This is a genomic window from Streptomyces sp. NPDC051561 (assembly GCF_044454195.1).
In the GTDB taxonomy this organism is placed as follows: Bacteria; Actinomycetota; Actinomycetes; order Streptomycetales; family Streptomycetaceae; genus Streptomyces.
Genome location: NZ_JBITDM010000005.1, coordinates 253,554 through 267,584, shown reverse-complemented (window position 1 = coordinate 267,584; position 14,031 = coordinate 253,554). Strand labels below are relative to the sequence as shown.

Annotated in this window: 12 protein-coding genes; 8 read left to right on the top strand and 4 right to left on the bottom strand. The window is 72.8% G+C overall.

What is annotated here, in order from left to right; genetic code table 11:
* Positions 1–68 precede the first annotated feature (68 nt).
* Together ACIA73_RS14700 and ACIA73_RS14695 are read left to right on the top strand one after the other, a co-directional pair.
* A complete protein-coding gene (locus ACIA73_RS14700) occupies positions 69–1,040 on the top strand; it encodes a phosphotransferase family protein (protein ID WP_399438823.1) in 972 nt (323 codons plus the stop codon).
* Between the two features lie 132 nt (positions 1,041–1,172).
* Complete coding sequence (locus ACIA73_RS14695) at positions 1,173–1,838, top strand: hypothetical protein (protein ID WP_399438822.1); 666 nt, start codon at positions 1,173–1,175, stop codon at positions 1,836–1,838.
* 60 nt (positions 1,839–1,898) lie between these two features.
* Here the strand turns inward: ACIA73_RS14695 and ACIA73_RS14690 are convergent, their stop codons facing one another.
* The 3 genes from ACIA73_RS14690 to ACIA73_RS14680 form a co-directional block, all read right to left on the bottom strand.
* Positions 1,899–2,630 carry a gamma-glutamyl-gamma-aminobutyrate hydrolase family protein gene (locus ACIA73_RS14690; protein WP_399438821.1) on the bottom strand — a complete coding sequence of 244 codons (732 nt, stop codon included), beginning with the start codon at positions 2,628–2,630 and terminating at the stop codon, positions 1,899–1,901.
* Between the two features lie 110 nt (positions 2,631–2,740).
* Complete coding sequence (gene eat, locus ACIA73_RS14685) at positions 2,741–4,195, bottom strand: ethanolamine permease (protein WP_399438820.1); 1,455 nt, start codon at positions 4,193–4,195, stop codon at positions 2,741–2,743.
* Between the two features lie 143 nt (positions 4,196–4,338).
* A complete protein-coding gene (locus ACIA73_RS14680) occupies positions 4,339–5,076 on the bottom strand; it encodes a FadR/GntR family transcriptional regulator (protein WP_399438818.1) in 738 nt (245 codons plus the stop codon).
* A 76-nt stretch (positions 5,077–5,152) separates the two neighbouring features.
* On the opposite strand from ACIA73_RS14680, the gene ACIA73_RS14675 reads away from it, so the two are divergent.
* The 4 genes from ACIA73_RS14675 to ACIA73_RS14660 all read left to right on the top strand — a co-directional run bounded on the left by ACIA73_RS14675 (position 5,153) and on the right by ACIA73_RS14660 (position 9,755).
* Complete coding sequence (locus ACIA73_RS14675; protein WP_399438817.1) at positions 5,153–6,517, top strand: glutamine synthetase family protein; 1,365 nt, start codon at positions 5,153–5,155, stop codon at positions 6,515–6,517.
* A 64-nt stretch (positions 6,518–6,581) separates the two neighbouring features.
* A complete protein-coding gene (locus tag ACIA73_RS14670) occupies positions 6,582–7,937 on the top strand; it encodes an aldehyde dehydrogenase family protein (RefSeq protein ID WP_399438816.1) in 1,356 nt (451 codons plus the stop codon).
* Between the two features lie 8 nt (positions 7,938–7,945).
* On the top strand, positions 7,946–8,749 hold the full coding sequence (locus tag ACIA73_RS14665; RefSeq protein ID WP_399438815.1) for a 3-oxoacyl-ACP reductase: 804 nt from the start codon (positions 7,946–7,948) through the stop codon (positions 8,747–8,749).
* Positions 8,750–8,771: 22 nt separating this feature from the next.
* Positions 8,772–9,755 (top strand): DUF2510 domain-containing protein, encoded by a 984-nt coding sequence (locus ACIA73_RS14660; RefSeq protein ID WP_399438814.1) that lies wholly within the window; start codon positions 8,772–8,774, stop codon positions 9,753–9,755.
* A 107-nt stretch (positions 9,756–9,862) separates the two neighbouring features.
* Here ACIA73_RS14660 and ACIA73_RS14655 read toward each other — a convergent pair whose 3' ends face one another.
* Positions 9,863–11,086 carry an amino acid deaminase/aldolase gene (locus tag ACIA73_RS14655; RefSeq protein ID WP_399438813.1) on the bottom strand — a complete coding sequence of 408 codons (1,224 nt, stop codon included), beginning with the start codon at positions 11,084–11,086 and terminating at the stop codon, positions 9,863–9,865.
* A 520-nt stretch (positions 11,087–11,606) separates the two neighbouring features.
* On the opposite strand from ACIA73_RS14655, the gene ACIA73_RS14650 reads away from it, so the two are divergent.
* Both ACIA73_RS14650 and mycP read left to right on the top strand, forming a co-directional pair.
* A complete protein-coding gene (locus ACIA73_RS14650) occupies positions 11,607–12,707 on the top strand; it encodes a hypothetical protein (RefSeq protein ID WP_399438812.1) in 1,101 nt (366 codons plus the stop codon).
* Positions 12,704–13,969, top strand: a complete 1,266-nt coding sequence (gene mycP, locus ACIA73_RS14645; RefSeq protein ID WP_399438811.1) for a type VII secretion-associated serine protease mycosin — start codon at positions 12,704–12,706, stop codon at positions 13,967–13,969. The genes ACIA73_RS14650 and mycP overlap by 4 nt, the downstream gene beginning before the upstream one ends.
* The last annotated feature ends 62 nt before the right edge of the window (positions 13,970–14,031 follow it).

The window sequence follows — 14,031 nt, the reverse complement described above, 5'->3', positions numbered from 1 at the left end:
GACGCCGCCGGACGGGTGGTCATGCGAAATACCTTGCGCGGTGGGCCGCCCGGCGCCGAACATGAGCCATGGAGACACCGTCATCGCAGGTCACAGCCCCTCCCGCGGCAGGGGTGCGGTACGAGTGGCAGGCCCTTCCGGCCCAGGTCCGCGCCCGTGTCGGCGAACTGCTCGGCTCGCCGGTCGTCGAGGCCGTCACCCAGCGCGGCGGATTCTCGCCCGGTGTCGCCGCCCGCGTCCGGTGCGCCGACGGACGGCGGGCCTTCGTCAAGGCCGTCAGCGCCGCGCTCAACCCGCACTCCCCGTCCCTGCACCGGGCCGAGGCCCGCAACACCGCCGCACTGCCGCCCGGCGTCCCCGCGCCGCGACTGCTCGGCTCGTACGACGACGGGGACTGGGTGGCGCTGGTCCTCGACGACATCGAGGGCACCCAGCCCCGCATTCCGTGGCGGCGCGAGGAGCTCGACCGGGTGCTGGACGCGCTGACCCGGCTCAGCGCCACGCTCACCCCCGCCCCGTACGACGCACCGCGCACGGAGGACGTCGACGCGCGGATGTTCCAGGGGTGGCAGCGGAGACTCGACTCGGGTGCGGTGGCGGGGCTGGATCCCTGGGTGGCCGGCCAACTGCCCCGGCTGGCCGAACTCGCCTCGCGCTGGGACGAGTTCGCGCACGGCGAGACGCTGGTGCACGGGGATCTGCGGGCCGACAACATCCTGCTCACCGCCGACGGCGGGGCCGTCTTCGTCGACTGGCCGCACGCGGTGCGCGGCGCCCCGTGGTTCGATCTGCTGCTGATGCTGCCGTCGGTGGCGGCACAGGGCGGGCCGGACCCGCAGGAACTGTTCACCGCGCATCCGCTGGGCAGGGCCGCCGACCCGGAAGGCGTCACCGTCGTACTCGCCGCGCTCGCGGGCTACTTCGTCCACCAGTCGCTGAAGCCGGCCCCGCCGGGACTGCCGACGCTTCGCCCCTTCCAGGCGGCCCAGGGGGCGGCGGCTGTCGCATGGTTGCGGCGGCGACTGGGGGAGGCCGGGTGAGAAGCGGAAGGGGATCATGTGCGCGGCCGATGACCGGACGGTGAGATACGGACAGTGACGGGACCCGGCGCAGCGCGCACCGGGGCACCTCCCTAGGTTCATGACAACTGTCGTCTGCCGAGGAGTAGTTCCGTGTCGTACCGCACCAGGCTCGCCCTGCGCGCCGCAGCCCCCGTAGCCGTGCTCGCCCTCGCCCTCTCGGGCTGCAACGGCGACGACCAGTCGGGCGCCAAGAGCGACTCCGGCGCGGCCAAGCAGGACGCGGGCAAGGAGACCCCCGGAGAGGCGGCGGAGGGCGGCGACAAGGCCGGCGACTCCGGCGCGGGCGCCGGTTCCGGCAAGAAGGAACTGGCCGCCGGCGAGTCCGTGACCAGCCCCTTCAAGGAGAAGGAGGCCGGCCAGGTCACCTATGACATCGCCGCCCAGAAGGCGGTCGTGGGCACCGAGGCCGACGCCAAGAAGATGATCAGTGACCCGGCGAAGGCCAAGGGTCTGGTCCCGGTCGTCGCCCATGTGAAGTACACCCACAAGGGCGGCAAGCCCGTCGCGTCCTACCCGGACGTCGCCGACAACGTCGAGATCTACGCCGACGGCGCCCGCGGCGGCCTGCTGATCGGCGCCGCCGAGGACGCCAAGGGCTGCGAGGACGACGGCGACATCGAGAACTGGACGCAGGGCCAGAGCCACACCTTCTGCCAGACCTACATGGTGCCGGTGGGCGCCAAGTCGATCGAGGTGCGCTGGGCGGCCGACGAGGACTCCGAGGACCCGTACGTCTGGAAGTTCCCGGGCGCCTGAACCGGTGACCGGGCCGGTTCCTGAACCGGTGACCGCGGCGGGTCCCGTGCCCGGGTTCGGCTAGCCGACCGGGACGGGAGCGGCCTGGGCCCGGCCGGCCGAGGCCCGGTCGGCCGCGGCCGACACCAGGGCCTGCGTCACGCGCAGGTCCTGGCCCATTTCCGGATGCCACTGGACGCCCAGCACCCAGGCGGGGCCCGGGAGTTCGACGGCCTCCACGGTGCCGTCCGCCGCGTGCGCCGACACCACCAGGCCGTTACCGAGGCGGTCGACGGCCTGGTGGTGGTACGCCGGTACGTCGCTCCCGCCGGGCAGGATCTCCGCGCAGCGGGTGCCCGGCACGGTGAGGACCGGGTGCTGTCCGAAGACGCCGACGGACCCGAGGTGGCCGTCGAGGTGCTGGACCAGGGTGCCGTCGAGGGCCACGTTCAGCAGCTGCATGCCCCGGCAGATGCCCAGCAGTGGGGTGCCGCTCGCCAACGCCGCCCGGATCAGCGCGAGTTCCCAGGCGTCCCGCTGCGGGGCGGGCGGGCCGCAGCGTGGCCCGCGCTCGGCGCCGTACCGTACCGGATCCACATCGGGCCCACCCGCGGTCACCAGCCCGTCCAGCCGGGCCACGACCTGGGCCGCGTACTGCGGCTCGTCGGGCGGCAGCATCACGGCGCTGCCGCCCGACGCCTGGACGATCCTCGGATACCCCGCAGGAAGCAGCGCGGCGGGCATCTCCCACACCCCCCACTTCACGGACTCTTCGAGGTAGGTGCTGACGCCGATGAGGGGCTTGATGGGCACGGGCGGATCCTTCTGTGGTGACGTGGGTCTGTGGTGACGTGGGTTCGATCTGCGGGTGGGGCGGGTGGGACGCGGCCGGTGTGGACGGCCTGCTCAAGGAGGAAGTGGGCTCAGCCGCGTTCGAGTTCGGCCTCGGCCGCGGCCAGCGCCGCGAACTCCTCCTCGGGTGCGGACGCGACGAGACGGTGCGACGAGTAGAACGCGAAGTAGGCGAGTGCGACGACGTACACGCCGAGCGCGATGAACGCCGCGTCCTTGTCCACCAGGAACGTCGCCACCAGCGCGAACAGCGCCAGCACGAACGCCGTGGACGAGGTGGCGATGCCGCCGGGCGTGCGGTAGGGGCGCGGGAGTGCGGGCTCGCGGCGGCGCAGCACGATGTGCGAGAGGGCCATCAGGGCGTACGAGATGGTGGCGCCGAAGACCGCGATGTTGAGCATGCGGGCGCCGTTCCCGGTCGACGCGGCGAGCGTGAAGCCGATCGCGCCGGGAATCAGCAGCCCGAGGTACGGGGCCTTGCGGCGGCTGGTCAGGGACAGGAACCGGGGGAGGTATCCGGCCCGGGACAGCGCGAAGAGCTGGCGGGAACCGGCGTAGATGAGCGAGAAGAACGAGGCGACGAGACCGGCCAGACCCGCGTAGTTGACGAAGCGGCTGAGCCCGGTGGCCGGACCGTCACCCTGGAGCGCCACGACCAGCGGATTGCCCGCGTCCATCACGGCGGCCGAGCCGCGCGCACCGGTCGCCGCGAGGAAGGTCAGCATCGCCAGCAGCACCAGGATGCCCATCGAGACCGACAGCGCCCGCGGCATCGACCGCACCGGATCCTTGGCCTCCTCCGCCGCCAGCGGCACGCCCTCCACTCCGAGGAAGAACCACATGCCGAACGGGAACGCGGACCAGATCCCGATCAGCCCGAACGGCAGCCAGGAGTTGGCCCCCAGGGCGTCCTTGTCGACCGGGATGTCATTGAGAGCGTCCGCGTTGAACTCGGCGAACGCGCCCACCGCGAAGATGAGGAGGGCCGCCACGGCGATGGCGGTGACGACGAGGCTGAAGCGGAGCGCCTCGCCCACACCCCACAGATGGATCCCGATGAAGATCACGAAGCAGGCGAGGAAGACCGGCCAGCCGGAGTCGAGCCCGAACAGGTTGAGCGACTCGACGTAGTCGCCGATGAAGATGGAGATCGCGGCGGGCGCCAGGATGTACTCGATCAGGATCGCGGTGCCGGTGAGGAACCCGCCCCAGGTGCCCAGCGCGCGGCGCGCGAAGCCGTAACCGCCACCGGCGGTGGGGAGGATGGCGGACAGTTCGGCGAGCGCGAAGACCAGGCAGGCGTACATCACGCCCATCAGCAGCGTCGCGATGGCCAGCCCGCCGAAACCGCCCTTGGCGAGGCCGACGTTCCACCCCGAGTAGTCCCCGGAGACGACGTACGCGACCCCGAGCCCGGTCAGCAGCAGCCAGCCCGCGCTGCCCCTGCGCAGGGCCCGCCGCTTGAGGTAGTCGGCCTCCGGGCCGGCTGCCGGTTCCGCTGGACTCCTGGGTTGCTCCGTGGCCATGGGCCGCTCCCGCCGTCGCCTGGCAATGGTGTGAGCCCACACCATTGCGGGAGGGGCCGCCGATGCGCAACCCCCTTGCCGTTACGGGGGAGTTACGTCGACCGAGGGGTGGGACGGGCGCACCCCACGCCGCCCCCGTGCCCTCACGCCAGAAACCCCCGCAGCAGTGCCGCCGTCCCCGCGCAGTGCTCGCGCATCACCTCCCGGGCTCCCTCAACGTCCCCCTCCAGCACCGCCTCGACCAGCCCCGCGTGCTGCCGCTGCGAGTGCTCCAGATTCCGTACGAGCAGCGGGATGCAGTCCAGCAGTTCATTCACCTCCGCCCGCACCGCGGCGTACTGCGCGGCCAGCCGCGGCGAGCCCGCGAGCTCCGCCAGCGTCAGGTGCAGCAGCGTGTCCAGCCGCCGGTACTCACCCAGCGGCGCATCGTGCGTGGCGCTCAGCGCGGCCCGCAGCCGCTCTGCCTCCGCACCCGCCAGAGCGCGCTCCGCGCAGAGCCCCGCCGCCCCGACCTCCAGCACCTCCCTGAACCGCAGCGCGTCCTCCACGTCCAAGGACGCCACCCGCCGCCGCAGCTCCACCTCCCCGTGCTCCTCCGCGCGCCGGCACACGAACGTCCCCCCGTACCGCCCCCGTCTGCTCTCCACCAGCCCCTGCTCCTGAAGCACCTTCAGCACCTCGCGGAGCGTCACCCGGCTGATCCGCAGCCGGTCCGCCAACTCCCGCTCGGCAGGCAGCCGTTCACCCACTCCGACCAGCCCCAGCCGCAGCACCTGCAGCACCTGCTCCAGGGCCTCCTCGAATCCGTTCCCCGCCCGCACGGGGCGCAGTATCGGCGTCAACCGGTCGGCCGTCATCTCATCCCTCACGTCATCCGCCATCTGCCCGAACCCCCTTCCCAACCAATGGTCTTGGGTAATACCTTATGGCTCCCGGCCGACCCAGGAGGCATTTCCCGTGGCAGACCGCACACCCCCGCTCCCGCTCGAAGAGCTTCGCGCCCTGGTCGCGAGCGGTGAGATCGACACCGTCGTCCTGGCCTTCCCCGACATGCAGGGCCGGCTCACCGGCAAGCGGTTCGCCGCCCCCTTCTTCCTGGACGACGTCCTCACCAACGGTGCCGAGGGCTGCAACTACCTCCTCGCCGTCGACGTCGACCTCAACACCGTCGACGGCTACGCCATGTCCTCCTGGGACAGCGGTTACGGCGACTTCGGCATGCGCCCCGACCTCGCCACCCTGCGCCGCGTCCCGTGGAACGACGGCACCGTGATGCTGATGGCCGACCTGGTGTGGCACGACGGCTCACCGGTGGTCGCCGCCCCCCGCCAGATCCTCCGCCGCCAGCTGGAGCGCCTCGCCGGACTCGGACTCACCGCCCATGTCGGCACCGAGCTCGAATTCATCGTCTTCAAGGACACCTACGAGCAGGCCTGGGACTCCAACTACCGCCATCTGGAGCCGGTCAACCAGTACAACGTCGACTATTCGATCCTCGGGACCGGGCGGGTCGAGCCCCTGCTGCGACGTATCAGGAACGAGATGGCGGTGGCCGGACTCACCGTCGAGTCCGCCAAGGGCGAGTGCAACCCCGGCCAGCACGAGATCGCCTTCAAGTACGACGAGGCCCTCACCACCTGCGACCAGCACGCCATCTACAAGAACGGTGCCAAGGAGATCGCCGCCCAGGAGGGCGTCTCGCTCACCTTCATGGCGAAGTACAACGAGCGCGAGGGCAACTCCTGTCACATACACCTCAGCCTGCGCGACACCGCCGAGCACAGCGCCATGGCCGGTGACGACCCGCACGGCATGTCCGAGCTGATGCGCCACTTCCTGGCCGGACAGCTCGCGGCGCTGCGTGAGTTCTCCCTGCTGTACGCGCCGAACATCAACTCCTACAAGCGCTTCCAGCCGGGATCGTTCGCGCCGACCGCCGTGGCCTGGGGCAACGACAACCGCACCTGCTCGCTGCGGGTCGTCGGCCACGGCCCGTCGATGCGGTTCGAGAACCGGCTGCCGGGCGGCGACGTCAACCCGTACCTCGCCGTGGCGGGACTGATCGCCGCGGGTCTGCACGGCGTCGAGCAGAAGCTCGAACTTCCCGAGCCCTGCACCGGGAACGCCTACACCGCCGACTACGAGCACGTCCCCACCACCCTGCGCGAGGCCGCCGCACTGTGGGCGGCCAGCCCCATCGCCCGCAGTGCCTTCGGGGAGGACGTGGTCGCGCACTACGGCAACATGGCGCGGATCGAGCTCGAAGCGTTCGACGCCGCGGTGACCGACTGGGAGCTCCGCCGCTCCTTCGAACGCATGTAGGAGCGCATGTTGGAGCGCAGGTAAGAGCCGTGTCCGCACCCTCGTCCAAGGAAGATCCGCCGTTGTGCTGAAGGTTCTCAATCCGGCGACCGAAGAGGTCGTCGCCACCGTCCCCGCCGCGACCCCCGACGACGTCGACAAGGCTGTCGTACGAGCCGTCGCCGCCCAGCGCGCCTGGGCCGCCACCGCCCCCGCCGACCGGGCCCGCGCGCTCCGCCGCTTCGCCGCCACCGTCGACGGGCACCTCGAAGAGCTCGCCCGGCTGGAGGTGCGGGAGGCCGGGCACACCCTCGGCAACGCCCGCTGGGAAGCCGGCAACGTGCGTGACCTCCTCGACTACGCCGCCGGGGGAGCGGAACGCCTCAACGGCACCCAGATCCCCGTCCCCGGCGGCCTCAACGTCACGATCCTCGAACCCCTCGGCGTCGTCGGCGTGATCGCCCCGTGGAACTTCCCCATGCCGATCGCCGCCTGGGCCACCGCCCCCGCCCTCGCCGCGGGCAACGCGGTGCTCCTCAAGCCCGCGGAGACCACCCCCCTCACAGCCCTGCGGCTGGCGGAACTCGCCCTGGAATCCGGCCTCCCCGAGGACCTCTTCCAGGTCCTGCCGGGGGAGGGCGCGGTCACCGGCAACGCGCTGGTCGAGCACCCCGACGTGGCGAAGATCGTGTTCACCGGCTCCACCCGGGTCGGCAAGCAGATCATGGCCAAGTGCGCGGAGCGCGTGAAGCGGGTGACCCTCGAACTCGGCGGCAAGAGCCCCAACATCGTCTTCGCCGACGCCGACCTCGAAGCGGCCGTCGCCGCCACCCCGATGTCCTTCCTGGACAACGCCGGCCAGGACTGCTGCGCCCGCACCCGCATCCTCGTCCAGCGCTCCGTGTACGACCGCTTCCTCGCACTCCTCGCCCCCGCCATCGAGGCGATCGTCGTCGGCGACCCGTCCGACGAGAGGACCCAGATGGGCCCGCTCATCTCCAGGTCCCAGCTGGAGAGGGTCCGTTCGTACGTCGCCGACGACGCCCCCGGCATCCGCGGAACGGCCCCCGCCGGGCCCGGGTTCTACTTCCCGCCGACCGTCCTCACCGGCCTCGAAGCCGACGCGCCCGCCGCCGCCGAGGAGATCTTCGGACCCGTGGCCGTCGTGCTCCCCTTCGAGGACGAACAGGACGCGATCCGGCTGGCCAACGCCACCGCTTACGGCCTCTCCGGCTCGATCTGGACCCGTGACGTGGGCCGCGCCCTGCGCGTCTCGCAGGCGGTACGGGCGGGCAACCTGTCCGTCAACTCCCACTCCAGCGTCCGCTACTGGACCCCCTTCGGCGGCTACGCCCAGTCCGGCCTCGGCCGCGAACTCGGCCCCGACGCACTCACCGCATTCACCGAGACCAAGAACGTCTTCCTGAGCACGGAGGCATGAGAAGCACCATGAGCGACAGCACCACGAGCAACGAGAACGAGATCATCTGCCGCCGCCTGGTCGGCCGCAGCGCCGTCATCACCGGCGCCGGCAGCGGCATCGGCCTGGCCACCGCCCGCCGCCTCGCCTCCGAGGGCGCGAACGTGGTCTGCGCCGACATCGACGAGACGGCCGGAAAGGCCGCCGCCGAAGCGGTCGGCGGCCTCTTCGTCAAGGTCGACGTCACCGACGCCGACCAGGTCGACGCCCTGTTCAAGGCCGCGTACGACACCTACGGCAGCGTCGACATCGCCTTCAACAACGCCGGGATCAGCCCGCCCGACGACGACTCCATCCTCACCACAGGCCTGGAGGCCTGGAAGCGCGTCCAGGACGTCAACCTCACCTCCGTCTATCTCTGCTGCAAGGCCGCCCTCCCCTATATGCGGCGCCAGGGCCGCGGCTCCATCATCAACACCGCCTCCTTCGTGGCGATCATGGGTGCCGCCACCTCGCAGATCTCCTACACCGCCTCCAAGGGCGGCGTGCTCGCCATGTCCCGCGAACTGGGCGTCCAGTTCGCCCGCGAGGGAATCCGGGTCAACGCGCTCTGCCCGGGACCGGTCAACACCCCGCTCCTCCAGGAGCTGTTCGCCTCCGATCCGGAGCGGGCCGCCCGCCGGCTCGTCCACATCCCGCTCGGCCGGTTCGCCGAGGCGAACGAGATCGCGGCAGCCGTCGCCTTCCTCGCCAGTGACGACTCGTCCTTCGTCAACGCCACGGACTTTCTGGTCGACGGAGGCATCTCGGGCGCCTATGTAACCCCCGTATAAGCCTTCCCCTTAAGGTGACGGGATGAGCATGACGACCCCGCCCGGCTGGTACCAGGACCCCAGCGCTCCCACCCAGGAGCGCTGGTGGGACGGGGCTGCCTGGAGCGCCCAGACCCGTGCCCCCGGCGCGCAGCAGCCCCCGCCGCCGCAGCAGTTCGGCCCGGCCCGGCCCACCCAGCCGCAGGGTTACGGATACCCGCAGGGTGCGCCTGGCCAGCCGCAGGGCTACGGCTATCCCCAGGGCGCCCCGCCGGCCCCGCCCGGCGCTCCCGGCAGCGGCGGTGGTGGTCTCGGCGGCAGCAAGCTGATCGTTCTCATCGCGGCCGGGGTCGTGGTGGTCGCCGCGATCGTGCTGGGCGTGATCTTCCTCGGCAAGGACGACTCCCCGCCGCCGGCCCCGGCCCCCACCGTCGCCGGCCCGGCCCCCGGGCAGAGCACCCCCGCCGAGCCGTCCGCCCCCGGCCCCTCGGCCCCTTCGGCGGCGCCCTCGGTTCTCTCCGACCAGCTCAACGGCATCACGCTCCCGCTCCTGGAAGGCTGGGAACTGCCGGACTTCGGCGGCGACCGGGACGCGGCGACCATGACCACCAAGGACACCTACGACTGTCCCGCGGGCGGCGGTTTCTGCCGTCACGGCACAGTCACCTCGCGTACCGCCCCCGCGGGCCAGACCACCGCGGAGGCCGCCGCCAAGGCCGACATCAAGACCGCCACCGACCTCTCCTACGGCAAGGACTACCTGGACCGCGAGCAGTTCGGCGGCGTCAAGTCCCACCAGGAGGTCAAGTCCGAGCCGGTGACGGTCGCGGGCAAGCAGGGCTACCTGGTCCGCTGGAAGGTCGTCACCGGCAAGGGACCCGGCGGCTACGTCCAGTCCCTCGCCTTCCCCAGCAGCATCGGCCCCGGCTCGCTCGTCCTGGTCCGCTTCGCCTTCGACGCGGGGCCCGAAGGACCGCCGCCGGCCGGCATGGACCAGATCACCCAGGGGATCCGCAACGCCAACTGATCCGGCACCGCTTGAGGGCCCGTCCACCGGACGGGCCCTCAGTCGTGGCGCAGGTGGAGAGGCGCTCAGGAGTGCTGCCGGGGCACCTGCAGGAACTTCCGGGGCGCCTACAGGAAGGTGTGCCCCTCACCCCGGTACGTCGGTACGTCGCCGACCACCCGGTCCCCCTCGATCAGGTGCAACTTCTCGAAGCGCTCGCACAGTTCGCCCGCCTTGGCGTGCCGGAACCACACCTTGTCGCCTATCAGCAGATCGTCCGCCGCCGACCCGATCAGCGGCGTCTGCACCTCACCGGCCCCCTCGTTCGCGTCGTACCGGAGTCCCTCGGGCAGGTACGGCACGGGGGAGCGGTCCGCCCCGGCCACCCCGGACGCCGGGTAGCCGCCACCGAGCACCGTCACCACCCCGACGCCCGGACGGCGCACCACCGGCATCGCGAAGAGCGCGGCGGGCCGCCCGCTGAACGCCCGGTAGTGGTCGAAGAGGCGGGGTACGTACAGTCCCGAACCGGCCGCCACCTCCGTCACCGCGTCCTCCGCGACGGTGCTCTCCACGCTGCCGGTGCCGCCGCCGTTCACGAACTCCAGGTCCGGCACGACCGCCCTGACCGCCCGCACCACGGCCGCCCGCCGTTCGGCCAGCTCCCGGCGCGCCGCCCCCTGCATCACCTGCACCATCCGGGACCGGAAGGGCCGGCCCGCGATCATGTCGCCGACGCCGGCCACATGACCCTCGTACGCCATGATCCCGACCAGCCGGAACCCGGGACGCCGGTCGACCGACCTGGCCAGCTCGGCCAGTTGCGCGGCGGAGCGCAGCGGGGAGCGCAGGGAGCCGATCCGTACCCGCCCGCCGAGCAGCCGCAGCGAGGTGTCCAGCTCCAGACAGACCCGGATCTCCTCACGCCCGCCGTCCCGCGCCCGGTCGATCAGCTCCAGGTGGGCCGGGTCGTCGATCATCACGGTCACCGCCGCGGCCAGCTTCGGGTCCGAGGCCAGCTCCGCGTACGCCGCCCGGTCGGCCGACGGATAGGCGAGGAGTACGTCCTCGATCCCGGACTTCGCCAGCCAGATCGACTCGGCCAGGGTGTACGACATCACCCCGGCGAAACCTTCCTTCTCCAGCACCCGGTCCAGCAGCGCCCGGCACCGCACGGACTTGCTCGCGACCCGCACCGGCTTGCCCTGCGCCCGGCGCACCAGGTCGGCGGCGTTGTCGTCGAACGCCTCCAGGTCGACCACGGCGAGCGGTCCGTCGAGATGCGCGGTGGCCCGGTCGTAACGGGAACGGTCGGCGGCCCGGGGAGCGGTGCGGGCAACTGCGCGAGTCACACGGGGAGTCACACGAGGAGTCATGCGCGCAGCTTGCCAGAGTCGTTTACCGACCGGTAGGTCCGGCCGTCCGATCGGCCCACCACTGCGGCCCGGCGACCCTTCCGGGCGTCGCCGGACGCCCTTTGAGGGACGTTCCGGTCAGATCCGTCCCACGGTGCGCTCCGGTTTCCCGCCCCGGCCCGGCAAACCGTAGAGTGACGGAAATCCGCTGGAAGCCCGGGGCGCCGGGGCTGCCGCGGGGCACAAGCCGCGAGTACGCACAGCGACGGACCTGGGGGGCCGGATGACCACCGAACCGCACAGCCCCGCCGCCCCGCCCCACCCTCCGTTCCCGCCCGCCTCGCCCCCCGCGCCCGGCATTCCGAGCCGCCCCGCCCGCCCGACGGCGGAGCCCCGCCAGGGCCCGGGCCGCACCGCACCCCCGCGGCCGCCCGCCCGCCCTGCCGCGTCCTCGCCACGGGAGGAGACGCCGGCCCGGGGAGGGGCCCGGGTACGAGTGGAGCATCAGGTACGGGGAGTGGAGCATCAGGTACGGGGAGTGGCTCCGGTACGAGTGGAGCCTGCGGTACGAGTGGAGCCTGCCGTACGGGAAGGGAGCGCGCCCCGGACCGGTGCCGACGACGTGGGCATCCCGCCCCTCCCCGCGCAGCCTCCCCCCGTACCCCCGCCGCCGCCCGGCGTCCCGGGCTCCTCCCTGCCCCCGCCCCCGTCTCCTTCCCCCTCCCGCCGACGCCCCGTCGGTGCCGTCGACCTGACGCCCCGTGCCGACGGCGCGCAGCCCCTCGCCTTCGCGCCGCCGCAGCACTGGGCCCGCGACGAGGACGACGCCCCCGCGGAGACCACCACCCGGCTGCGGCCCGTCGGGGCCCGCGGGACGGCGCGGATGGCCGCCGTCGCCGCCTGCGTGGTCCTCGGCGGCGGGCTCATCGTCGGTGCGGCGGTGGGGAGTTGGCTCGCGGACGGCAGCGAGACCCCCGTGAGCAGTGGCTTCTCCGACGCCCGTACGGCCTGGCACAGCACCCCCGTCGACACCCTCTTCCCCCGCACCCTCAAGGGCGCCGGCGCCGGCCCGGGCGGCGCCGACCGGGCCTGGACGCGGGTCGCCGTCGCCCCGGACGGTGAGTGCCGGAACGCCCTGGACCCCCTCCTCCTCAAGGCCCTCGGCCCGGTCGGCTGCGAACGTCTGCTGCGCGCCACCTACACCGACGCCACCAGCAGCAGCGTGACCACCGTCGGCATGGTCTTCACCCGCGCCGACGAGAGTGTCACCAACTCCCTGCGCGCCCGCTTCACCCGCGAAAAGCTCACCGAACGAAGCGACCTGATGCCCCGCACCTTCCCGGTACCCGGCACCGTCGCCGCCGGATTCGGCGACCGGCAGCGCGCCAGCTGGACGATCAACGTGCTCAAGGACGCCCCCGTGATCGTGTACGCGGTCTCCGGCTTCGCCGACGGGCGCACCGTCACCGACCCCCAGCCCGCCGGGGCCGCCACCCTCGACGGGGCGACCACCACCCCGGGCCAGTCCGGCCTGGGCCACGAGGCCAAGGGCATCGCCGACCGGATCGAGCGCGGCCTGCGCAAGACGGTCAACCCGCCCACGGAGCAGCCCGGATGAGCCCCCGAAGGCCCCCGCGCCCACCGGCGGACCCCGCCCCGCCCTCCGGCCTGCCGCCCACCGCCGGAACACACCTGGGCTCCCGCCCCGCCGCCTTCCGCCGTACCGCGGCCGCCACCTGCGCCCTCACCACCCTCCTCACCGCCGGAATGCTCGCCGTGCTGCCGGTGTCCGTCGCGCACGCCGACGCCATCCGGGACAAGCAGTGGGGCCTCGCCGCGCTGCACACCCAGGACGCCTGGCGCACCACCAAGGGGGCGGGCATCACGGTCGCCGTCCTGGACACCGGCGTCGACGACCAGCATCCCGACCTGCGGGGCAACGTACTGCCCGGCAACGACCTGGTCGGCTTCGGCGCGAAGAGCGGCGACCGCTCCTGGGCCCGGCACGGCACCGCGATGGCCTCCATCATCGCGGGCCGCGGACACGGCCCCGGCCGGGGCGACGGCGTCCTCGGCATCGCCCCCGAGGCGAAGATCCTGCCCATCCGGGTGATCCTCGAAGGCGGCGACCCGGCCCGCGACAAGGCCCGCGAATCCCGGGGCAACGCCCTTGCCAAGGGCATCCGTTGGGCCGCCGACCACGGCGCCGACGTCATCAACCTCTCGCTCGGGGACGACAGCGAGTCGGCCCACCCGGAGGCCGAGGAGGACGCGGCCGTCCAGTACGCCCTGGGCAAGGGCGCCGTCGTCGTCGCCTCGGCCGGCAACGGCGGCGAGAAGGGTGACCACATCTCCTACCCGGCCGCCTACCCCGGCGTCATCGCCGTCACCGCGGTCAACGAGGCGGGCAGCCGCGCCTCCTTCTCCACCCGCCGCTGGTACGCGACCGTCGCCGCCCCCGGCGTCAACATCGTGATCGCCGATCCCGACCGCAGCTACTACCAGGGCTGGGGGACCAGCGCGGCCTCCGCCTTCGTGTCCGGTGCGGCGGCACTGGTCCGGGCCGCCCACCCCGGCCTGCCCCCGGCCGAGATCAAGCGCCTGCTGGCGGCGACGGCCAGGGATGCCCCGCCGGGCGGCCGGGACGACGCCCGCGGCCACGGCACGGTCGACCCGGCCGCCGCCATCGCCGCGGCCGGACGCGGCACCACCGCCCGCTCCTCGGCCACCGGCTACCCGGGCCGCTACTTCGGCCCCGGCCCCTCGCACGAGGACCCGCCCTCGACCGGTCCCGAGACCTGGGCGTGGGTCGCCGGCGGGATCGGTCTGCTGGTGCTGGGCGTGGGAGTGGTGGTGTGGCGTGGCGGACGCGTGAGGTAAACGGGGCCGGGCCGGGGAGGCCGGCGCTTCCGGGCCGGGGCGGGAGCTTCCGGGCCGGAGAT